Consider the following 21,947-nt stretch of genomic DNA (forward strand, 5'->3'; position numbering starts at 1 on the left):
GGGCCGCCGCACCCGGGGGTGCGGCGGCCCATGTTTCACGTGAAACACCCAAGCCGGGCGATTGGCGGACTAGTCGGCCTCGCCTCCGAAGAGACCGCCGCCTCCATTGCCGTTGCCTCTGCTGCTTCCGGTGTCACCGCTCTCGGTGGGATCGGGCGAGGTCGTCACTCCTCCGTCCGTGCCACCGGTATCGGTCCCGCCGGTGTCGGTGCCGCCCGTCTCCTCCTCGTCTTCGCAGTTGAAGTCGAACGGCCTGCACGTGGCCGTCTCCGTGGGCGGCGGCGTGGTTTCGGTCTCCGTGGGCGACGGCGGCGCCGACGGAGACTCCTCGGCCTCTTCGGTCTCCGTGACGGTCGGAGACGGGGACGGTGCGCCGACCCCGTCCGCGATCGCGCCGATCTTCTCGGCCTCGGGGAATCCGGGGTCGTCCTCGCCCTTCAGCGCGGCCTTCATGTACTCGGTCCACACCTGGGTGGGGACGTCACCACCGTGGATGGAGTCCTCGCCCGCTGTGCCGTTCATGGAGAGAAGCTTGTGGCTCTTGGGGTCCTCACGGAACATCGCGACCGAGGTCGAGAGCTGCTGGGTGTAGCCGACCCACCAGGCCGACTTGTTCTCGTCCGTCGTACCCGTCTTGCCGGCGGCCGCACGCCCGAGTTCCTGCGCGTGGTAGCCGGTACCGTTCTCGATCACGTTCTCGAGGGTCTTGGTGATGTTGTTCGCCACGTTCTCGGGCATCGCCTGCTTGACGCGGGGCTTCTCGAAGCCGGGCAGCTCCGAGCCCTTGTGCTTGACGGCCGTCACCGAGTACGGATCAGCCTGCTTGCCGGATGCGGCGAACGTCGCGTAGGAGTCGGCCATGCGGATCGCACTGGGGGTCGACGTACCCAGGGCGAACGACGCGTTCAGACTGGCGAAGCTCTCCTTCAGGATGCCGGACTTCTCCGCGACATCCGCCACGTTCTTCATCCCCACGTCCATGCCGAGCTGCACGAAGGGCGTGTTGACGGACTGCTCCATCGCCTTGTGGAGGGTGATGTAGCCCCACGGGTAGGGGCTCTCGTTCTTCTGGCGGAAGGGCGTGTTGTCCTTCTTGAGGACGAAGGAGCCGTCGTTGTTCCTGATCTTCAGGTTGTCGTCGCCGTTGTACTTGCTCTGCGGCGAGACGCCTTCGCCGTTCGTCTTGTACGTGCCGTGCTCCATCGCGGCGGCCAGCACGAACGGCTTCCACGTCGAACCGACGGGGATACCGGAGGTGTCCGCGTTGTTGTTGAAGTGGCCGTTCTCGAAGCCGGCACCGCCGTAGAGGGCGACGATCGCGCCGTCGTTGGGCTTCACCGACGCCGCGCCGAACTGGACGTGCTCGTCCTCCTTGCGCTTCTTCGGGTCGATCTTCTCCTTCTCGACCCTCTTGACCGCCTTGGCCAGCGCGTCGACCTTGTCCTTCTCGAAGGTCGTGTAGATCTGGTAACCGCCCTGGTCGAACTGCGCCTCCGTGACGTCGGAGTTCTTCAGGACGAAGCGCTTCGCCGTGTCGACGAGATAGCTGATCTGACCGGTCATGCCCTTGGTCGCCTTGCGGCCCTGGGGCATGGGGTACTCCTTGACCGCCTCCTGGTACTCGGCGTCCGAGAGGTGCCCGTCGGCGTGCATCTGCTCGAGGATCCAGCCCCAGCGGTCCTCGGAGCGCTCGCGGTTCGCCTCGGCGGTGGCCGAGCTGTCGAGGTTCTGGTTGCCCGCGGGGTCGAAGTACGTCGGACCCTTGAGCAGCGCGGCGAGGAAGGCGCACTCGCTGGGCGTGAGATCGACCGCGTCCTTGCCGTAGTAGGTCTGGGCGGCGGCCTGGATGCCGTAGGCGCCACGGCCGTAGTACGAGGTGTTCAGGTAGCCCTGGAGGATCTCGTCCTTGGAGAGCTTGGTGCCCACCTTGATCGAGATGAACATCTCCTTGAACTTCCGGGAGATCGTCTGGTCCTGGCTCAGGTAGGTGTTCTTCACGAACTGCTGCGTGATCGTCGAGCCGCCCTGGGTGTCACCCCCCGTGGCCATGTTGCCGAGCGCCCGGGCGATACCCATGGGGTCGATGCCCGAGTCCTTGTAGAAGCTCTTGTTCTCGGCCGAGATCACCGCCCACTGCATGGCCTCGGGGATCCGGTCGATGGTGACGTTCTGCCGGTTCTGGCCACTGCCGGTGGCGACCATCTGGGACCCGTCGGCCCAGTAGTAGACGTTGTTCTCGGACAACGCCATCGCGTTCTCCTCGCTCGGGACGCTCACCATGGCGTACCCGATCCCGGCCACGGCGACCAGGCTGCCGAAGAAGGCGAGGCAGAGCCCGGACACGAGCTTCCAGGACGGCATCCACCGGCGCCAGCCGTCCTTGTCGTGCCGCGGATAGTCGATGATCCGCTTCTTGCCGGGAGGGGCCGAGCGTCCTCTGCCGCGGCCGGGCCCGGCCGCGGCACGGCGGCCCCCGCCTCTCTGCGCAGCGCGCCGGGCCTCGGCGCGGCTGCCGTACGTGCGCTCCTCACCCCCCGAGCCGCGGGAGCCCGACCCATAGGAATCGGACGGAGACCCGGTGGCGCCTCGCGGTGCCGCGCGGCGGCCGGAGGACGAGCCGGACTGGCCGCGTCGGGCCGCGGCACGTCCGCCTCCCTGCGGCTGCGGCGGTTTGCGACGGTGCTCGCTCATCGAACGACTACTCCTCGGGCAGGCGCACCCTTGCGCGCCTGGAAACGGCGGCTGGTTTCCGGTCCCCCCGAAGTACGGATGCGGTGCTTTTCGCATTCACCCGTACTGCACCGGGGACAGAGACGCCCCCAGGCGTCACTCGGTTCCCGGTGGCGTGCATGGCGCACAGACTACGCACCACCAAAACCCGCCGAGCACAGAAGTTCACCTCAAATCAGGCAACTTGCTCTCGATGAATCGGCGATGTGATCCCGTTCACTCTTCTCCCCCTTGTCGCATCCGGAGGGTCGTTCTATCGTCGTGATGTATCGAGTCGATACATCAGCTCGACATAAAGGCGGCGATGAGCCGCACACGAGCCCGTCACGGCAGGACCGCGGCAGAGGGGAGGCGACGATGAGCCGGCGTTCCGGGATCCTCGAGTTCGCCGTACTCGGCCTGCTCCGCGAATCGCCCATGCACGGCTATGAGCTGCGCAAACGACTCAATACGTCACTGGGTGTGTTCCGTGCGTTCAGCTACGGGACGCTTTACCCCTGCCTCAAGACGCTGGTCGCCAACGGCTGGTTGATCGAGGAACCGGGGAACACCACCGAGGACGCCCTCGCCGCTCCACTCACGGGGCGTCGCGCCAAGATCGTCTACCGGTTGACGGCGGAGGGCAAAGAACACTTCGAGCAGCTGCTCTCCCAGACGGGACCGGACGCGTACGAGGACGAGACCTTCGCCGCGCGGTTCGCCTTCTTCGGGCAGACCTCTCGTGATGTGCGCATGCGCGTCCTCGAGGGCCGCCGCAGTCGGCTGGAGGAGCGCCTCGAGAAGATGCGCGCCTCCCTGGCCCGGACCCGGGAGCGCCTCGACGACTACACGCTCGAGCTCCAGCGCCACGGGATGGAGTCCGTGGAGCGCGAAGTGCGCTGGCTGAACGAGCTCATCGAGAGCGAGCGGGCCGGCCGGGACCTCAAGGGTTCCGCCGCCAGGGGGCCCGCTCAGCAGGACACCACATCTGGAGCGACGGGCGGCCTGCCCCGGTCCGGGGACGACCCCCGGCCGGATACGCCCGACGACACCGCCACGTGAGACCCGCCGAGGGCCTCACTCGTACACACAGGGAGCAACCGGAATGGGTTCGGTTCGCGTAGCCATCGTCGGCGTGGGCAACTGCGCCGCATCGCTGGTGCAGGGCGTCGAGTACTACAAGGACGCCGACCCGGCGTCCAAGGTCCCGGGCCTGATGCACGTCCAGTTCGGCGACTACCACGTCCGTGACATCGAGTTCGTCGCCGCCTTCGACGTGGACGCCAAGAAGGTCGGTCTGGACCTCGCGGACGCCATCGGCGCCTCCGAGAACAACACCATCAAGATCTGCGACGTGCCGAACAGCGGCGTCCAGGTCCAGCGCGGCCACACCCTCGACGGTCTCGGCAAGTACTACCGGGAGACCATCGAGGAGTCCGCCGAGGAGCCGGTCGACGTCGTCCGGATCCTCAAGGACAAGCAGGTCGACGTCCTCGTCTGCTACCTGCCCGTCGGCTCGGAGGACGCGGCGAAGTTCTACGCGCAGTGCGCCATCGACGCCAAGGTCGCCTTCGTCAACGCCCTCCCGGTCTTCATCGCCGGCACCAAGGAGTGGGCGGACAAGTTCACCGAGGCGGGCGTCCCGATCGTCGGTGACGACATCAAGTCCCAGGTCGGCGCCACCATCACGCACCGCGTCATGGCGAAGCTGTTCGAGGACCGGGGCGTCATCCTGGACCGCACGATGCAGCTGAACGTCGGCGGCAACATGGACTTCAAGAACATGCTCGAGCGCGACCGCCTCGAGTCCAAGAAGATCTCCAAGACGCAGGCCGTCACCTCGCAGATCCCCGACCGGGACCTCGGCGAGAAGAACGTCCACATCGGCCCGTCCGACTACGTGGCCTGGCTGGACGACCGCAAGTGGGCATACGTCCGTCTCGAGGGCCGTGCCTTCGGTGACGTCCCGCTGAACCTGGAGTACAAGCTCGAGGTCTGGGACTCCCCGAACTCCGCCGGTGTCATCATCGACGCCCTGCGCGCCGCGAAGATCGCCAAGGACCGGGGCATCGGCGGCCCGATCCTCTCGGCGTCCTCGTACTTCATGAAGTCCCCGCCGGTGCAGTACTTCGACGACGAGGCCCGCGAGAACGTCGAGAAGTTCATCCAGGGCCAGGTCGAGCGCTAGGACCTCCCTGTTGTGGGCAGTTGAGGGTCTCCGGGTCGTACGGCCCGGAGACCCTCTTCGTATGTGAGGCTGTGCCCCATGGCCGTCGTCCGTGACCTGCGCGTTCTGCTGCGCTTCCAGGGCTTCAGACGTCTGCTCGCCGTCCGGCTCCTCTCCCAGGGAGCCGACGGCGTCTTCCAGGTCGCACTCGCCGCCTACGTGGTCTTCTCCCCCGAGAAGCAGACGTCGGCCACCGCGATCGCCTCGGCGATGGCTGTTCTGCTGCTCCCCTACTCCGTGGTGGGCCCGTTCGCTGGAGTCCTCCTGGACCGCTGGCGCCGCCGCCAGGTCTTCCTGTACGGCAATCTGCTGCGCGCCCTGATGGCCTCGGTGACCGCCCTGCTGATCCTCGGCCGGGTGCCCGACTGGCTCCTCCTCGTCTCCGCCCTGTGCGTCACCGGCGTCAACCGCTTCGTCCTCGCCGGACTGTCGGCCGCGCTGCCGCGCGTGGTGGACACCGATCGGCTGGTCGTCGCCAACTCCCTGTCCCCGACCGCCGGGACACTCGCCGCGACTGCCGGCGGAGGACTGGCCTTCGTCGTCCGTCTGGTCTTCGCCGACTCCGACGCGGCCGTGGTGCTCCTGGGCGCCGCGCTGTATCTGTGTGCGGCCGTGGCCTCCCTGCGGATGGCGAAGGAACTGCTCGGTCCCGACCGGGCGTTGATCCACCCCCGGTTGGCCACGGCACTCAGCGGCACCGCTCGCGACCTGATGGCGGGCGTACGGCATCTCGCCGCGCCCCCGCGCAGGGAAGCCGCCTGGGCGCTCGCGGCGATGTCACTGATGCGTTTCTGCTACGGCGCGATGCTGGTCATGCTGCTGATGCTGTGCCGGTACGCCCTGACATCGACCACGGACGAGGGACTCGCCCTGCTGGGGCTGGCGTTGGGGGTGTCCGGTGCCGGCTTCTTCGCGGCGGCCGTGCTGACGCCCTGGGCCGCGGGGCGGCTCGGTCCCGGCCGCTGGATCGTGGTGTGCGCCGCGGCGGCGGCCGTGCTGGAGCCGGCGCTCGGTCTGCCCTTCGCCTCCGGCCCTTTGCTGGCCGGGGCGTTCGTCCTGGGCCTGACCACCCAGGGCGCGAAAATCGCCACGGACACCATCGTCCAGGCCTCCGTCGAGGACGACTTCCGCGGCCGCGTCTTCTCCGTGTACGACGTCCTCTTCAACGTGGCCTTCGTCGGCGCCGCCGGAGTGGCCGCACTGATGCTCCCGCCGGACGGCCGGTCGGTTCCGCTGGTGGTAACAATCGCCGTTATCTACGGAGCAGTAGCTATGGCTATGGCCCGTTTTGAGCGCCAGTAAGTGTCACATCAGTGCCACAGAGCCCCATGGGGCTACAGAGTTGTCAGTGCGGGCCGGTAGCTTACGTGAGTCTTATCAACGCGTCATTCGCGACACGCACCCATGTTTCTAGGGGGACCCCAAGTGACTACTCCGCCGCCCCAGGGCAACCCGTTCGCCCAGGGCCAGCAGCAGCCCTACGGCCAGCCTCAGGGCCAGCAGCCCTACGGCCAGCCCCAGGGCGGCTTCCCGCAGCAGGCGGGCCAGCCCGGGTTCCCCCCGCCCGGTGCTCCCGTTCCGCCGCAGCAGCAGGGCCGTAAGCTCAGCTTCAAGATGATCAAGAACATCGTCATCGTCCTGATCGTCGCCGGTGTGGCCATCGGTGGCTACATCACCAGCCGGGACGACGCCAACACCGCCGCGGTCGGCGACTGCATGCACCGTGGCAGCTCGGACGACAACAACCCCGACCTCGAGGTCGTCGACTGCGGCGACTCGAAGGCGCAGTACACGGTGCTCGCCAAGATCGAGGGCAACTTCTCCGGTCTCACGGCGCAGAACAAGTGCGAGGCCGAGGCCAAGGACTTCCAGTACGTCTACACGGAGACCAACGGCAGCAAGAGCTTCCTTCTCTGCCTGAAGGACAAGTAGACGAGCAGAACAGACGGCGAAGGGCGGCGTTTCACGTGAAACGCCGCCCTTCGCGCGTACCCGGGGTCATGTTTCACGTGAAACATGACCCCGTTTCACGCTCTCAGCCCTGCTGTCCGGCCCACCACTCCTTGAGCGCCGCCACCGCCGCGTCGTGTTCCATCGGACCGTGCTCCAGCCGGAGCTCCAGCATGTGCTTGTAGGCCTGCCCGACGGCAGGGCCCGGCTTGACGCCGAGGACCTCCATGATCTGGTTGCCGTCGAGGTCCGGACGGATGGCGTCCAGCTCCTCCTGCTCCTGGAGCTGGGCGATCCGCTCCTCCAGGCCGTCATACGCACGGGACAGTGCGGCGGCCTTGCGCCGGTTGCGCGTGGTGCAGTCCGAGCGGGTCAGCTTGTGGAGCCGGCTGAGCAGCGGGCCGGCGTCACGGACGTAGCGACGGACAGCGGAGTCCGTCCACTCTCCCGTGCCGTAGCCGTGGAAGCGCAGATGGAGCTCGACGAGACGGGAGACGTCCTTCACCAGCTCGTTGGAGTACTTGAGGGCCGTCATACGCTTCTTGGTCATCTTCGCCCCGACCACTTCGTGGTGGTGGAACGAGACACGGCCGTCCTTCTCGAAGCGACGTGTGCGCGGCTTGCCGATGTCGTGCAGCAGGGCCGCGAGGCGCAGGGTCAGATCGGGGCCCTCGTCCTCCAGGGCCATCGCCTGCTCCAGGACGATCAGCGTGTGGTCGTAGACGTCCTTGTGACGGTGGTGCTCGTCCCTCTCCAGGTGCAGGGCCGGCAGCTCGGGCAGCACGTACTCGGCGATCCCGGTGTCCACGAGCAGGGACAGCCCCTTGCGCGGATGCGGGGAGAGGATCAGCTTGTTCAGCTCGTCCCGTACGCGCTCGGCGGAGACGATCTCGATGCGCCCCGCCATCGCCTTCATCGCCGCGACGACCTCGGGTGCCACCTCGAAGTCGAGCTGGGCGGCGAAACGGGCGGCACGCATCATCCGCAGCGGGTCGTCCGAGAACGACTCCTCGGGCGTGCCCGGGGTGCGCAGCACCCGCGCGGCCAGATCAGCGCGACCGCCGTGCGGATCGATGAACCGCTTCTCCGGGAGCGCGACGGCCATCGCGTTCACCGTGAAGTCACGGCGGACGAGGTCCTCCTCGATGGAGTCGCCGTACGACACCTCGGGCTTGCGCGAGGTGCGGTCGTAAGCCTCCGACCGATAGGTGGTCACCTCAATCTGAAAGCTCCGGTCGACGTCTCCGACGCGGGCGTCCTTCTGGGCACCGACCGTACCGAAGGCGATCCCGACCTCCCAGACGGCGTCCGCCCAGGGGCGCACGATCTTCAGCACGTCCTGCGGGCGGGCGTCGGTCGTGAAGTCCAGGTCGTTGCCGAGGCGCCCGAGCAGCGCGTCCCGCACCGATCCACCGACCAGGGCGAGTGAGAACCCGGCCTCCTGGAAGCGGCGGGCGAGGTCGTCGGCGACAGGGGCGACGCGCAGCAGTTCACTCACGGCGCGGTCCTGCACCTGGCTCAGGGCACTGGTTTCTTCGTTGGCGTTCGGCACAACAGAAGAGGGTACGTGGCCCGAACCGCCGCGGGCTCCCCCAATAACGCGCGAGGACACCCCCGCCGATACACGGACAAGCCCCCGCCCCCCGATCTTGTGGACCGGTCCGCGGCACTTCCCCCCGGCGCGCATCGTTACCATGCGTGGACGCACATTCCGACGACCACTGACGAAGACGAGGGACGGGCGAGCGCGTGGCCGAGGCGGCAGACTTCCAGGGGACGAGTCCCTCACCTGCCCGCCGCTGGATGCGGCGCACCGGAGTCCTGCTCGCCGGCGTGCCCCTGCTGGCCGGGCCGGCCCAGCTGCCCGGCGCGGCCCCCGCGGACGCCGCCGGGGCGAGCGCGCCGCAGGCCCCCTCCGGCGCGGGCTCCGTCTCCGTCTCGGTCGACACCCTCACGCCCAGCGCACCCACCGAGGGCGACACGGTCACGGTGTCCGGGACGGTGACCAACGAGGGCAAGCAATCCGTCACCGACGCCCACGTGGGGCTGCGTGTGGGGCCGCTGCTGAACACCCGCTCGGGCATCGACTCGACCGCCAGGAACAGCACCGACGTGCAGAGCTCCGTCGGTCGGGAGATCGGCGACACGTACGCCGAGGAGTTCGACAAGCTCACCCCGGGCGTCTCGCAGCCGTTCAGCATCTCGGTGCCGGTGAACAAGCTGGACCTCGGGCAGGACGGCGTCTACGAGCTGGACGTGGCGCTCTCCGGACAGACCTCGGCGCAACCGTGGGAACAGACCCTCGGCGTCCAGCGGACGTTCCTGCCGTGGCAGCCGGACGAGGCCGGAACGAAGACGAAGACGACGGTCATGTGGCCACTGATCTCCACCACCCACATGACGGCGGAGACGGGTTCGGACGAGCAGCAGACACCGGTCTTCCACGACGACGATCTCGCCAAGGAGATCTCCCCGGGCGGCCGGCTGGACCGGATGGTGGCGCTGGGCAGGGACCTCGACGTCACCTGGGTGGTCGATCCGGACCTGCTGGCGTCCGTCGAGGCGATGACCGACCGTTACGAGGTACCCGGCGAGGGTGACGAAACCGAGGTCGGCGGCCATCAGTCGGTCGCCAAGCGATGGCTGACCGAGGTGCAGAAGGCCGTGGCGGACAAGGAGGTCGTCGCGCTGCCGTTCGGCGACCCCGACCTCGCCTCCCTCGCCCACAACGGCACGTCCGTCACCGGCTCGCTCAGCCACCTCAAGGAAGCCACCGACGTCGCGTCCCGCACCGTGGAGTCGATCCTCCACGTCAAGCCCACCACGGACTTCTCCTGGCCCGTCAACGGGGCCGTCGACCCCTCCATCGTCAAGGTCGCCACGTCCGCCGGAGCCGACAAGGTGATCGCCCGCAGCGACACCTTCGAGGAGACCGGCGGCCTGTCGTACACGCCCTCCGCGCCCCGGCCCATCGGCGGCGGTACCACGGCCGTCGTCGCGGACGCGCGGCTGTCCACGGCGTTCCAGGGCGACATGACCAAGGCCTCCACCTCCACGCTCGCGGTGCAGCGGTTCCTGGCCCAGAGCCTGACCCTCGGCCTGCAGACGGGGCAGCAGCGCAGCGTCGTCGTCGCCCCGCAGCGCACCCCCTCGGCGAGCCAGGCCCAGACCATGGCCGAGGCCCTCACGGTCCTCCAGGACGGAACCTGGTCCGAGGCACAGGGCCTCACGGCGGCCGCCAAGGCCGAACCGGACCCCGCCGCCACCACCAAGGTCCCGTCGGCCTCCTCCTACCCCTCGTCCCTGCGCAAGAACGAGCTGCCGCGGGCGACGTTCGAGCAGATCGCGCGGACTCAGGACAAGCTCGACAGGTTCAAGGTGATCCTCTCCGACCAGTCCCGCGTGGTGACCCCGTTCGGACGCGCCCAGAACCGGTCGATGTCCGTGTCGTGGCGGGGCCGCCAGTCGGAGGCCGCGATCTACCGGAGCGGCGTCGAGTCGTACCTCGACGGGCTCCTCGGCCAGGTCAGGCTGATCGACAAGTCGGAGACGAAGCTCTCCGGCCGCAGTGCCACCATCCCGGTGACGGTCCAGAACAACCTGGTGCAGGGCGTCGAGCACCTGGTACTGCGCCTCACCTCGACCAACCCGACCCGCCTCGAGATCGACGGGGACGCCTACGAGGAGCAGCCCGTCGCGGTCTCCGGCGGCCACAGCCAGTCGGTGAAGTTCACCACGTCCGCCAACGCCAACGGTCGGGCGACGGTGGTCGCCCAGCTGTACACGCAGGACGGCCAGAAGTACGGCGAGGCCGTCACGTTCGACGTGAAGGTCACCGAGATCACCGCCACGGTGATGCTGGTCATCGGCGGGGGTGTGCTCCTGCTCGTCCTCGCCGGCTTCCGGATGTACACCCAGCGCAAGCGGGCCGCGGCCCGCGGCCCGGAGGAGCGGGACCACGAAACGGGCGAGGACGACGACACCCCGCAGAACCCGGAAGCCGCCGAGGAGCGTCTCACCCAGGAGTCCGAAGCGGCCCCGCGGGCAGACGACCCGGAGCAGCCGAGTGACCCGGCACCGGACACCGCACCGGAAAACGCCGACCCGTCGGGTACGGGTGAGAGAGTGGACCGTTGAGGATGTCGTGGCCGTGGGCCCGGGACGATGAGGTGGGGTAACCATGAACGCGCCGTACGACGGTGACCGCGGCCATGCCGCGGGCAACTCGGGCTACCCCGAGTCGGACCCCTCCGTGGGTCCGCCGCCCGGGCACGACCAGGTGCCTCAACCACCCGCCGACATGTACGTCCAGGACGCCTACGACCAGGATCCCTACCGGGCGCAGGACATCGCCGCCCAGGATCCGGTCGCCGAGGCGCTCTACGACCGCGCCGCGCACCCGCCGCCCCCTCCGGGCACGTACGCCCCGCAGCAGCCGCTGTACGGGCAGCCGCCCCAGTCGCCGTACGCTCCCGACCCGCGGGTGTGGGCCCGGACCCCCGCCCCGGAACCGGACGGTCCCACGCAGCACCTGCCGTACGGCGACGATCCGCGCACCACGCAGTACGTGGGCGTGGACGACCTGGTCGGCCAGGCCGGGGAGCAGCGCCACGAACCGGACGCCTTCGCCCATCTCTTCCGCGATCAGCAGCAGAGCGGTGCATTCCCCGACCAGCAGCAGGGCAGCGGGTACCCGTACCCCCAGCAGCACGGCGGCGGACACCAGGGCCACCCGTCGGCGAGCGGCCAACAGCCCTACGCGCCCGCACCGGTGCCGGGCCCGGCGTCCCCGACGCCCGGGCACTACGCGGGATCCACACCTCCCCCCGTCGCTGAGGCTCCGGCACCCGAGCCGGCACCCGCCCCCGCCCCGAAGAAGGGCGGCCGGGCCGGGGGACTGCTGAAGTCGAGCGCCGTGATGGCCGCGGGCACGATGGTGTCCCGTCTCACGGGGTTCATCCGCTCCGCGCTGATCGTCTCGGCGCTGGGCCTCGGCCTCCTCGGCGACTCGTTCCAGGTCGCCTACCAGCTGCCGACCATGATCTACATCCTGACCATCGGCGGCGGTCTCAACTCCGTCTTCGTACCGCAGCTCGTACGGGCGATGAAGGACGACGACGACGGCGGCGAGGCCTACGCCAACCGTCTCCTGACATTGGTGATGGTGGCCCTGGCCGCGCTCACCGCTCTCGCCTGGCTGGCCGCCCCACTCCTGGTGCGCGCGCTGTCTGCCCCCGTCGCCGACGACCCCGCGGCCAACGACGTCGCGGTCACCTTCACCCGCTTCTTCCTGCCCTCGATCTTCTTCATGGGCGTGCATGTGGTGATGGGTCAGATCCTCAACGCGCGCGGCCGGTTCGGCGCGATGATGTGGACCCCGGTCCTGAACAACATCGTCATCATCGTCACCCTCGGCACGTTCATCTGGGTCTACGGCACCGCCGCGGACTCTCAGATGCAGGTCACGAACATTCCGCCGGAGGGCCAGCGGCTCCTCGGCGTCGGCGTCCTGCTCGGCCTCGTCGTCCAGGCCCTGGCGATGATTCCGTACCTGCGTGAGACCGGCTTCCGTATCCGCCTCCGCTTCGACTGGAAGGGCCATGGACTGGGCAAGGCGGCAGTGCTCGCCAAGTGGACCGTCCTGTTCGTGCTCGCCAACCAGGCGGGCGCCCTGGTCGTCACCCAGTTGTCGACGGCCGCGGGCCTGGACTCCGGCGTCGAGGGCACCGGCTTCGCGGCGTACGCCAACGCCCAACTGATCTGGGGCCTGCCCCAGGCCATCATCACCGTCTCCCTGATGGCCGCCCTGCTGCCCCGCATCTCGCGCTCCGCGGCAGAGGACGACGGTGGTGCCGTCCGCGACGACATCTCGCAGGGACTGCGCACCACGGCCGTCGCGATCGTGCCCATCGCCTTCGGCTTCATCTCTCTCGGCATCCCGATGTGCACGCTGATCTTCGGCTCCTCGGGGACCGGAGCGGCCACCAACATGGGCTACATGCTGATGGCCTTCGGCCTCGGTCTGATCCCCTACTCCGTGCAGTACGTCGTCCTGCGCGCCTTCTACGCGTACGAGGACACCCGCACCCCCTTCTACAACACGGTCATCGTGGCCGCGGTCAACGGGATCGCCTCGGCGCTCTGCTTCTTCGTGCTCCCCGCCCGCTGGGCCGTCGTCGGCATGGCCGCCTCGTACGGCGTGGCCTATGTGATCGGCGTCGGCGTCGCCTGGCGGCGGCTGCGCAAGCGGCTCGGCGGGGACCTGGACGGCGCCCGGGTGCTGCGCACCTACGCGCGGCTGTGCATCGCCTCCGTTCCCGCCGCCCTGCTCAGCGGCGCGGCCTGCTACGGGATCGCGCACACGCTCGGCCAGGGCGTCGTGGGCTCGTTCGCGGCACTGCTGGCCGGTGGGGCCGTCCTGTTCGGAGTCTTCTTCGTCGCCGCCCGGCGGATGCGGATCGCCGAAGTCAACTCGCTGGTCGGTATGGTGCGCGGACGCCTTGGACGCTGAGCCAGGGGGTAGGCGCACAACCATCGACAGCCACTGTGTGTCGTGCATAGCGGCGGACTGTGGGCACAATTGGTCTCGGCGTCGAACGGCGCGCGACGGACGCCGGCCGACGCGCATGGGATGGGGAGGCAGGGAACGACGGTGGCGGAACGGAGCACAGCTGCCGTCGACGTGGCAGACAACAGCGGCGAGCAGCCGCTGACCGCACAGGCGGACCAGTCCACGGCCGACGGGGTGGCCAAGAACCGGGAGCGGGACACGGACAACGACGAGGCACAGGAGAGCACCGGGACCGACGGTCCCGGGAAGACCTCGCCACCCGAACTGCACAGCGGTCACAAGCTCGCCAGACGCTACCGCCTCGAGGAGTGCGTCACCCGTCTGGACGGATTCAGCAGTTGGCGTGCCGTGGACGAGAAGCTCCGCCGCGCCGTCGGCGTGCACATCCTGCCCGCGGACCACTCGCGCGCCCGGTCCGTCCTGGCCGCGGCACGGTCCTCCGCCCTGCTGGGCGATCCGCGCTTCGTCCAGGTCCTGGACGCCGTCGAGGAGAACGACGTCGTCTACGTCGTCCACGAATGGCTCCCCGACGCCACCGAACTGACCACTCTCCTGGCGGCAGGCCCGCTGGAGGTGTACGACGCCTACCAGATGGTCAGTCAGGTCTCCGCCGCCATGGCCGCGGCTCACCGTGAGGGCCTCGCCCATCTGCGTCTGAGCCCCAACGCCGTCCTCCGTACCTCGACCGGCCAGTGGCGCATCCGCGGTCTCGCGGTGAACGCGGCGCTGCGCGGCATCAGCTCCGACACCCCCCAGCGCACCGACACCGAGTCCATCGGCGCCCTTCTCTACGCGGCGCTCACCCAGCGCTGGCCGTACGAGAGCGACGCCTACGGCCTGTCCGGCCTGCCGAAGGACATCGGGCTGATTCCGCCCGACCAGGTGCGCGCCGGTGTCCACCGTGGGCTGTCCGAGCTGGCCATGCGCGCGCTCGCCAACGACGGCGCCACCGCCTCGCGCCACGAGTCGGCGTGCACCACGCCCGAGGAACTCGTGAAGGCGATCGGCGAGATGCCCCGCATCCGTCCGCCGGAGCCCGCCTTCACCACTCCGCCCGACTACCAGCGCACCACGTACCAGCAGGGCACCTACGGCCGGCCCGCGCCGCATCCCGGCATCACGCAGCCGACGCCGGTCCCGCCTCCGCCGCTGCAGAGCCGCACGGGCAAGGCGCTGAAGTGGGCCGTCTCGGCCCTGCTGATCGCCGCACTGGGCCTGGGCAGTTGGCAGCTCGCCGACGCTCTCATGGAACAGGGCGGCAAGGCGGACGACACCAACAAGACCCAGACGACGGACGGCGACGACAAGAGCCCCAAGAAGCCGGTCAGCAGGCCGATAGCGATTCAGGGCGCCCAGGACTTCGACCCGTTCGGCAGCGACGGCTCCGAGAAGCCGGCCGACGTCGGCAAGGTGTACGACAGCACACCCGGCACGTACTGGCAGACGGACTACTACCTGAGCACGGACTTCGGCCGGCTCAAGTCCGGCGTCGGGGTGATCCTCGACCTCGGCAAGGTCCAGCAGGTCGGGAAGGTCACGGTCTCCTTCGTGGGGGACACGGCGGTCGAGCTCCGGGCCGCCCCCGGTGACGGAGGGGTGCAGCCCACGTCCTTCGACGGCTACACCAAGGTCGCCGAGGGGTCCGGCTCCAGTGTGACCCTCACGCCCAAGGAATCGGTCAAGTCCCGGTACCTTCTGGTGTGGCTGACGGAACTGCCGCAGACGAGTGACGGCAATTTCCGTGGCCGGGTCGTGGACGTCAAGGTGAGCAGCTAGGCCTTCTGCGACAAGGGGAGGAGGGCCGATGGCGGACGGAGCCGCGTACGACGCGGTGAGTGACCAGGAGCTGCTCTCTCGCCATGTCGAGGGCGATCACGAGGCCTTCGGTGAGCTGGTGCGTCGGCATCGGGACCGGCTCTGGGCCGTCGCCCTGCGGACGCTCGGCGACCGCGAGGAAGCCGCTGACGCCGTCCAGGACGCCCTCGTCTCCGCCTACCGGGCCGCCCACACCTTCCGCGGCCAGTCGGCCGTCACCACATGGCTGCACCGGATCACGGTGAACGCCTGCCTCGACCGCGCCCGCAAGGCGGCCTCCCGGAAGACAGCTCCGGTCGACGACACGGAGCGTCTGGAGCAGCTGCTGGAGCCCCACGAGTCGGCCTCGGCGCCCGCGGAGCGCAATGATCTGCACCGCCAGCTCATCGAGGCCATGGGCACCCTCCCGCCCGATCAGCGGGCCGCGCTCGTCCTCGTGGACATGCAGGGTTATCCGGTCGCCGAAGCCGCCCGCATCCTCGATGTGCCCACCGGCACGGTGAAGAGCCGCTGCGCGCGGGGCAGAGCCAGACTCCTCCCCCTGCTCACCCATCTACGGCCGGACGGCACTGGTGAGAGTGGGAAACGGGGTGAGGGACGGAACCGGACGCAGGGGAGTTCCGTCCCACCCGCAGCGGGTCCGAGGCAAGCGGATCCGACGGACTCAGGATCGAATGACCCGGCTGCAGTGAAGGGCGGAGGTGGGCGAGCGTGACATCGACGACAGACAGGGCGGAGCACCCGGACGTCGCGGAGATCTCCGACCTCACCGAGGGACTCCTCCCGTCCGCCCGGGGCGCCGACGTGCGTCGGCATCTGGACGAGTGCCCGCTCTGCGCGGACGTCCATGCCTCGCTCCAGGAGATCCGGGACCTGCTCGGCACGGTGCCGGGCCCGCCACGTATGCCTGCCGAGGTTGCGGGACGTATCGACGCGGCACTGGCAGCGGAGGCGCTGCTGCATGCCACGGCACCGGGCCCCGGGGCCTCCGACGGATCCATCGCTCCTCCTCCGGCATCCTCCGACGACGAGCACGCGGACGAGCACGCGCATGTTTCACGTGAAACATCGACGCCCCAGGACCGGCCGACCGGGCGCCCCCGCTCCTCCACGACCGGTCCGGGCCGCAAGGGACGCCTGCGCGGCGGGCGCCGACGGGGCGCCGTTCTGGGCGCGGTGTTCACGGTCGCCGCTCTGGGGCTCGGATCGGTGGTGCTGTCGTCCCTGGACAACGACACCGGGCCGGATGAGGGCCGGACGACTGCCTCGGACACCTTCTCCGAGGGCAGGCTGGAAAAGCAGGTCACCGATCTCCTCGCGCAGAGCCAGGGCGAGATGAAGGGCTCCAGCACCGCACACACCTTCGGGACGCAGTCGGAGTCCGGCGCCGTCAACCCCAAGGTCCTCAAGGAGCCCACCGTCCCCGAGTGCGTCCGGAACGGCATCGGCAGCAATGACGCCGCGCTCGCCACCGAGACGGGGGTGTACAAGGGGAAGGAAGCGATGCTCGTCGTGCTTCCCGACGCCTCGGACGCCACCCGGGTGACCGCGTACATCGTCGAGGCGACCTGTGTGGACAACCCGTCCACGGCCGCCACGGCGAAGGTTCTGCTGAAGCACTCGTACACGCGCTCCTGACGATCGCCGTGCGCCCCGACGCCCGGCCCGCACGGCGCTGACGCCCGACGCTTCGTCTCCGGCCCGCGTGGTATCCCGTACGGTGTGTGCTTCTCCGTGGCGACAACGGGCTCTGAGCCCGTGTGCCCGGACACAGCGGGAATGCCCGCCCCTTAGGATCCGTTGGGTGGGGTGAGAGTTCCGAAAGAAGCTCCCACCGGTCGACCGACGCAGACCAGAGACGAGGAAACAAGCCGTGAGCGACGTCCGTAACGTGATCATCATCGGCTCGGGGCCCGCCGGCTACACGGCGGCGCTCTACACCGCCCGTGCGTCGCTGAAGCCCCTGGTGTTCGAGGGCGCTGTCACCGCCGGCGGCGCGCTGATGAACACCACCGAGGTCGAGAACTTCCCCGGCTTCCAGGACGGCATCATGGGCCCCGAGCTCATGGACAACATGCGGGCCCAGGCGGAGCGCTTCGGTGCCGAGCTCGTCCCGGACGACGTGGTCGCCGTCGATCTGGCCGGTGAGATCAAGACCGTCACGGACACCGCCGGCACGGTCCACAGGGCCAAGGCCGTCATCGTCACCACCGGCTCTCAGCACCGCAAGCTCGGCCTGCCGAACGAGGACGCCCTCTCCGGTCGCGGTGTCTCGTGGTGTGCCACCTGTGACGGCTTCTTCTTCAAGGACCAGGACATCGCCGTGATCGGTGGTGGCGACACCGCGATGGAGGAGGCCACCTTCCTCTCCCGCTTCGCCAAGTCCGTGACGATCGTCCACCGCCGTGACACCCTGCGTGCCTCCAAGGCGATGCAGGAGCGCGCCTTCGCCGACCCGAAGATCTCCTTCGTCTGGGACAGCGAGGTCGCCGAGATCCAGGGCGACCAGAAGCTCTCGGGCCTGAAGCTGCGCAACGTCAAGACCGGCGAGCTCTCGGACCTGGGGGCGACCGGCCTGTTCATCGCGATCGGCCACGACCCGCGCACCGAGCTCTTCAAGGGCCAGCTGGAGCTGGACGAAGAGGGCTACCTCAAGGTCGACGCGCCCTCGACGCGCACGAACCTCACCGGTGTCTTCGGCGCCGGCGACGTGGTCGACCACACCTACCGGCAGGCGATCACCGCCGCCGGTACGGGCTGTGCCGCCGCCCTCGACGCCGAGCGCTTCCTCGCCGCTCTCGCGGACGAGGAGAAGGCCGAGCCCGAGAAGACCGCTGTCTGACACCCACCCGCCCCACGCACCAACCAGTTAAGGAGCCCGCAGTGGCCGGCACCCTGAAGAACGTGACCGACGACTCCTTCGAGCAGGACGTCCTGAAGAGCGACAAGCCCGTCCTGGTGGACTTCTGGGCCGCCTGGTGCGGTCCGTGCCGTCAGATCGCTCCGTCCCTCGAGGCGATCGCCTCCGAGTACGGGGACAAGATCGAGGTCGTCAAGCTGAACATCGACGAGAACCCGGGTACGGCCGCCAAGTACGGTGTCATGTCGATCCCGACCCTGAACGTCTACCAGGGTGGCGAGGTCGCCAAGACCATCGTCGGCGCCAAGCCGAAGGCCGCAATCGTCCGCGACCTCGAGGACTTCATCGCCGACTGACGTTTCACGTGAAACACGAATGGGCCGACCCGGAAGGGTCGGCCCATTCGCATGACGGCGTCGGCTTCGGCCGGCTCACTCACAGCGGCCTCAGCGCCGGTTCCTTCTGCACGGCCCCGAGGAGCCGGTCCAGCGCCATCTCCACGTCTTCCTTCCACGAGAGCGTCGTCCGCAGCTCAAGCCTCAGCCGGGGATAGGTGGGGTGCTGGCGGACCGTCTTGAAGCCGACCGCCAGCAGATGGTCGGCGGGCAGAACACACACAGGTTCCTTCCAGCGCGCGTCGCCGAAGGCTTCGATCGCCTTGAAGCCCCGGCGCAGCAGATCCTTCGCGACCGTCTGCACCATCACCCGGCCCAGCCCTTGCCCCTGGTACCCCGGCAGGATGAACGCGGTCATCAGTTGCACCGCGTCGGGCGACACGGGGCTGGTGGGAAACGCCGCGGAGCGCGGCACATAGGCGGGCGGAGCATAGAGAACGAAGCCCACGGGGACGTCATCGACGTAGACGACTCTTCCGCAGGATCCCCAGTCCAGGAGAACGGCCGAGATCCACGACTCCTTCTCGACCGCGGACGTGCCCGCCTTTACCGCTGCCTCGCCGCTGACGGGATCGAGTTCCCAGAAGACGCACGAGCGACAGCGCTGGGGGAGGTCCGGAAGGTTGTCCAGCGTGAGCGGTACGAGCCGACGGCCCATGAAGGCTGTTCCTCGCTTCCTTCGCCCGCTGCCTCGCGGGCGGCTGTCAGAGCGCTCCGTTCCCTGAGCAGGCTGCCGATGAAGCCGCTGACGGCGCCCACCCCCAGCCCCGCGCTCACCAGTCCGGTGCGGCTCGTCATTCGCATGGCCCCTGCCTTGCTCTCCGAGGTACTGCCGGGTGGATGCGCCATATCCGAACGCATCGTATCCATGAAGCGATTCCATCGATACCGCCAAAAAGCAAAGGGCGGACCGTTTTCCGGTACACACCGGACACGATCCGCCCTGATTGCCGGACACCCGTCGGCCGAACGGCCGAAGCTCAGGACTCGGCCTCCGCGGAGTCGTCGTCCACCAGGCTCGTCTGCAGTACGGGGCCCTCACCCGGAGCGAGGGTGCCCAGGATGCGCTCGAGGTCCTCCATGGAGGCGAACTCCACGGTGATCTTGCCCTTCTTCTGTCCCAGGTCGACCTTCACCCGCGTCTCGAAGCGATCCGAGAGACGCGTCGCCAGATCCGTCAGGGCCGGGGAGACAAGAGCCCCGGCGCGCGGCCCCTTGGAGCGCTGAGCCTTCTGGGGCCGAGAACCCATCAGGGTCACGATCTCCTCGACCGCCCGCACCGACAGCCCCTCGGCCACGATGCGGTGGGCCAGCCGGTCCTGCTCCTCGGAGTCCTCGACCGACAGCAGCGCGCGTGCGTGCCCCGCGGACAGCACACCGGCGGCGACCCGGCGCTGGACGGTCGGCGACAGCTTCAGCAGGCGCAGCGTGTTGGACACCTGCGGCCGGGACCGGCCGATGCGGTCCGCCAGCTGGTCATGCGTGCAGTTGAAGTCCTTCAGCAACTGGTCGTAGGCCGCCGCCTCTTCCAGCGGATTCAGCTGAGCACGGTGCAGGTTCTCCAGCAATGCGTCCAGGAGGAGCTTCTCGTCCTCCGTGGCCCGCACGATCGCCGGGATCGCCTCGAGTCCCGCCTCATGACAGGCCCGCCACCGGCGCTCACCCATGATGAGCTCATAGCGCCCGGGACCCACCTGCCGTACGACCACCGGCTGGAGGAGACCGACCTCCTTGATGGAGGTGATGAGCTCGGACAGCGCGTCCTCGTCGAAGACCTCACGCGGCTGCCGGGGGTTCGGCGTGATGGCATCGAGAGGGATCTCGGCGAAGTGGGCACCCATGGGCGGCGCGGGCACGGCCGCCGCACCGGTCCCCGAAGGCTCCTCGGTTTCACGTGAAACAGTCGCCAGGGTCGCGACCTTCGCCGCGGCCACCCCGCGCTCGTTGGGCAGTACCGGCACCGCCGCAGGAGACGTGGACGCCGTGCCTCCCACCGCGGGTGGCGTCACCGTCTTCTCCGTCGGGGCCGCAGGGATCAGTGCGCCGAGACCACGGCCCAGCCCCCTCCGTCGCTCGCTCACTGAATGCCCTCCACCATGCTCGGATCGTGCTGCTGTGCGCCGAGGTGGGCCTGTGATGCGTCATAGCTGACGCCGACGCCCCTCAACGCGATCTCTCGTGCCGCCTCGAAGTAGGAGAGGGCACCGCTTGATCCAGGATCGTAAGTCAGCACCGTCTGCCCGTAGCTCGGCGCCTCCGAGATTCGAACGGAGCGGGGAATGCTCGTCCGCAGTACCTCGTCGCCGAAGTGGGTGCGCACCTCGTCCGCGACCTGCGACGCGAGTCGCGTCCGGCCGTCGTACATGGTGAGCAGGATCGTCGATACATGCAGGGCGGGGTTGAGGTGCCCCCGCACCAGGTCGACATTGCGCAGCAACTGCCCCAGTCCTTCCAGCGCGTAGTACTCGCACTGAATCGGGATCAGGACCTCCTGGCCGGCCACCAACGCGTTGACCGTCAGCAGGCCGAGCGAGGGCGGACAGTCGATGAGGATGTAGTCCAGCGGCTGCTCATAGGCCTGGATCGCCCGCTGTAGCCGGCTTTCCCGCGCCACCAGCGACACCAGCTCGATCTCCGCACCGGCGAGATCGATCGTGGCGGGTGCGCAGAAGAGCCCCTCGACATCGGGGACCGGCTGAACGACTTCCGCGAGCGGCTTGCTCTCCACCAGAACGTCGTAGATGGAGGGGACTTCGGCATGGTGGTCGATGCCCAGGGCCGTGGACGCATTGCCCTGAGGGTCGAGGTCGATCACCAGGACACGGCTCCCATGGAGAGCGAGCGAGGCGGCAAGGTTGACGGTGGTCGTCGTCTTGCCCACGCCGCCCTTCTGGTTGGCGACCACGATGACGCGGGTCTGCTCGGGTCGTGGCAGGCCCTCGCCGGCGCGGCCCAGAGCCTCCACCGCCAGTTGGGCAGCACGACCGATGGGAGTGTCGTCCATCGGAGGCGGTGTTTCACGTGAAACATCCGCCCCCGTCGACTCGGTACGGGGACCGGGGACCGGATCGGTCATCGGTCCCGCGATGTTGGCGTCGGACCGCAAGGATTCACTCTCCTCGACTTCAGGCTCGCTATGAACAGAGCCTCCCATGCCTTCGGGCTCGTGAACCAGTGAGCCCTGACGTTCTGTGGAGAAATCCACCTCTGTGGACAACTCCGTGCCCCCTGAGGAGGCCGAGGTCTCGTCGGGAACAGGATCCTCTCCGAGCGAACCGAGAGGCTTTCGGTCACGGGGTTCGGCCGCGGCGCGGCCCCGACTGATGATGCCGTGCAGCAGTGAGCGACGTTTCACGTGAAACACGATGCACAGCAGCCGAGGCGGCACTGCCGCGACACTCCGGCATGCATGGGTTCGGC

At 68.8% G+C, this 21,947-nt stretch carries 16 protein-coding genes; 11 read left to right on the forward strand and 5 right to left on the reverse strand.

Annotated elements, in window-relative coordinates; translation table 11 throughout:
* Nucleotides 1-69 precede the first annotated feature (69 nt).
* Nucleotides 70-2,691 (reverse strand): transglycosylase domain-containing protein, encoded by a 2,622-nt coding sequence (locus ACZ470_RS10610; protein WP_468426417.1) that lies wholly within the window; start codon nt 2,689-2,691, stop codon nt 70-72.
* A 396-nt stretch (nt 2,692-3,087) separates the two neighbouring features.
* On the opposite strand from ACZ470_RS10610, the gene ACZ470_RS10615 reads away from it, so the two are divergent.
* The 4 genes from ACZ470_RS10615 (at nt 3,088) to ACZ470_RS10630 (ending at nt 6,868) form a co-directional block, all read left to right on the forward strand.
* Nucleotides 3,088-3,771, forward strand: a complete 684-nt coding sequence (locus ACZ470_RS10615) for a PadR family transcriptional regulator (RefSeq protein ID WP_468426419.1) — start codon at nt 3,088-3,090, stop codon at nt 3,769-3,771.
* A gap of 43 nt (nt 3,772-3,814) precedes the next feature.
* On the forward strand, nt 3,815-4,897 hold the full coding sequence (locus ACZ470_RS10620) for an inositol-3-phosphate synthase (RefSeq protein WP_468426421.1): 1,083 nt from the start codon (nt 3,815-3,817) through the stop codon (nt 4,895-4,897).
* Between the two features lie 78 nt (nt 4,898-4,975).
* Nucleotides 4,976-6,238: an MFS transporter gene (locus tag ACZ470_RS10625; protein WP_468426423.1), complete on the forward strand. Its 1,263-nt coding sequence runs from the start codon at nt 4,976-4,978 to the stop codon at nt 6,236-6,238.
* A gap of 123 nt (nt 6,239-6,361) precedes the next feature.
* Nucleotides 6,362-6,868 carry an LppU/SCO3897 family protein gene (locus ACZ470_RS10630; RefSeq protein ID WP_468426424.1) on the forward strand — a complete coding sequence of 169 codons (507 nt, stop codon included), beginning with the start codon at nt 6,362-6,364 and terminating at the stop codon, nt 6,866-6,868.
* Nucleotides 6,869-6,971: 103 nt separating this feature from the next.
* On the opposite strand, the gene ACZ470_RS10635 is transcribed toward ACZ470_RS10630, so the two are convergent.
* A complete protein-coding gene (locus ACZ470_RS10635) occupies nt 6,972-8,438 on the reverse strand; it encodes a CCA tRNA nucleotidyltransferase (RefSeq protein ID WP_468426425.1) in 1,467 nt (488 codons plus the stop codon).
* 197 nt (nt 8,439-8,635) lie between these two features.
* On the opposite strand from ACZ470_RS10635, the gene ACZ470_RS10640 reads away from it, so the two are divergent.
* From ACZ470_RS10640 to trxA, 7 genes are all read left to right on the forward strand, one after another.
* On the forward strand, nt 8,636-11,023 hold the full coding sequence (locus ACZ470_RS10640; protein WP_468426427.1) for a DUF6049 family protein: 2,388 nt from the start codon (nt 8,636-8,638) through the stop codon (nt 11,021-11,023).
* A gap of 43 nt (nt 11,024-11,066) precedes the next feature.
* The gene (gene murJ / locus ACZ470_RS10645) at nt 11,067-13,397 is read left to right on the forward strand and encodes a murein biosynthesis integral membrane protein MurJ (protein ID WP_468426428.1); all 2,331 of its coding nucleotides are present in this window, start codon (nt 11,067-11,069) and stop codon (nt 13,395-13,397) included.
* Between the two features lie 141 nt (nt 13,398-13,538).
* Complete coding sequence (locus ACZ470_RS10650; protein ID WP_468426430.1) at nt 13,539-15,233, forward strand: protein kinase family protein; 1,695 nt, start codon at nt 13,539-13,541, stop codon at nt 15,231-15,233.
* A gap of 28 nt (nt 15,234-15,261) precedes the next feature.
* Nucleotides 15,262-15,987, forward strand: a complete 726-nt coding sequence (gene sigM, locus ACZ470_RS10655) for an RNA polymerase sigma factor SigM (protein WP_468426432.1) — start codon at nt 15,262-15,264, stop codon at nt 15,985-15,987.
* Nucleotides 15,984-16,910: an anti-sigma factor family protein gene (locus ACZ470_RS10660; protein ID WP_468426434.1), complete on the forward strand. Its 927-nt coding sequence runs from the start codon at nt 15,984-15,986 to the stop codon at nt 16,908-16,910. The genes sigM and ACZ470_RS10660 overlap by 4 nt, the downstream gene beginning before the upstream one ends.
* 235 nt (nt 16,911-17,145) lie before the next feature.
* Complete coding sequence (gene trxB, locus ACZ470_RS10665; protein WP_468426436.1) at nt 17,146-18,114, forward strand: thioredoxin-disulfide reductase; 969 nt, start codon at nt 17,146-17,148, stop codon at nt 18,112-18,114.
* Nucleotides 18,115-18,155: 41 nt separating this feature from the next.
* A complete protein-coding gene (trxA, locus tag ACZ470_RS10670) occupies nt 18,156-18,488 on the forward strand; it encodes a thioredoxin (protein ID WP_037936319.1) in 333 nt (110 codons plus the stop codon).
* A gap of 79 nt (nt 18,489-18,567) precedes the next feature.
* Here trxA and ACZ470_RS10675 read toward each other — a convergent pair whose 3' ends face one another.
* The 3 genes from ACZ470_RS10675 to ACZ470_RS10685 all read right to left on the reverse strand — a co-directional run bounded on the left by ACZ470_RS10675 (nt 18,568) and on the right by ACZ470_RS10685 (nt 21,681).
* Complete coding sequence (locus tag ACZ470_RS10675; RefSeq protein ID WP_468426438.1) at nt 18,568-19,185, reverse strand: GNAT family N-acetyltransferase; 618 nt, start codon at nt 19,183-19,185, stop codon at nt 18,568-18,570.
* Nucleotides 19,186-19,507: 322 nt separating this feature from the next.
* On the reverse strand, nt 19,508-20,608 hold the full coding sequence (locus ACZ470_RS10680; RefSeq protein WP_468426439.1) for a ParB/RepB/Spo0J family partition protein: 1,101 nt from the start codon (nt 20,606-20,608) through the stop codon (nt 19,508-19,510).
* The gene (locus tag ACZ470_RS10685; RefSeq protein ID WP_468426891.1) at nt 20,605-21,681 is read right to left on the reverse strand and encodes a ParA family protein; all 1,077 of its coding nucleotides are present in this window, start codon (nt 21,679-21,681) and stop codon (nt 20,605-20,607) included. The genes ACZ470_RS10680 and ACZ470_RS10685 overlap by 4 nt, the downstream gene beginning before the upstream one ends.
* Nucleotides 21,682-21,947 lie beyond the last annotated feature (266 nt).

The organism is Streptomyces sp. NPDC031111, assembly GCF_055570675.1.

Bases quoted from the DNA above. Each gene is read 5' to 3' on its own strand.
- ACZ470_RS10625 (WP_468426423.1), top strand. From the start codon at position 4,976: ATGGCCGTCGTCCGTGACCTGCGCGTTCTGCTGCGCTTCCAGGGCTTC.
- ACZ470_RS10615 (WP_468426419.1), top strand. From the start codon at position 3,088: ATGAGCCGGCGTTCCGGGATCCTCGAGTTCGCCGTACTCGGCCTGCTC.
- ACZ470_RS10620 (WP_468426421.1), top strand. From the start codon at position 3,815: ATGGGTTCGGTTCGCGTAGCCATCGTCGGCGTGGGCAACTGCGCCGCA.
- ACZ470_RS10610 (WP_468426417.1), bottom strand. From the start codon at position 2,691: ATGAGCGAGCACCGTCGCAAACCGCCGCAGCCGCAGGGAGGCGGACGT.
- ACZ470_RS10675 (WP_468426438.1), bottom strand. From the start codon at position 19,185: ATGGGCCGTCGGCTCGTACCGCTCACGCTGGACAACCTTCCGGACCTC.
- murJ (WP_468426428.1), top strand. From the start codon at position 11,067: ATGAACGCGCCGTACGACGGTGACCGCGGCCATGCCGCGGGCAACTCG.
- sigM (WP_468426432.1), top strand. From the start codon at position 15,262: ATGGCGGACGGAGCCGCGTACGACGCGGTGAGTGACCAGGAGCTGCTC.
- ACZ470_RS10685 (WP_468426891.1), bottom strand. From the start codon at position 21,681: ATGGGAGGCTCTGTTCATAGCGAGCCTGAAGTCGAGGAGAGTGAATCC.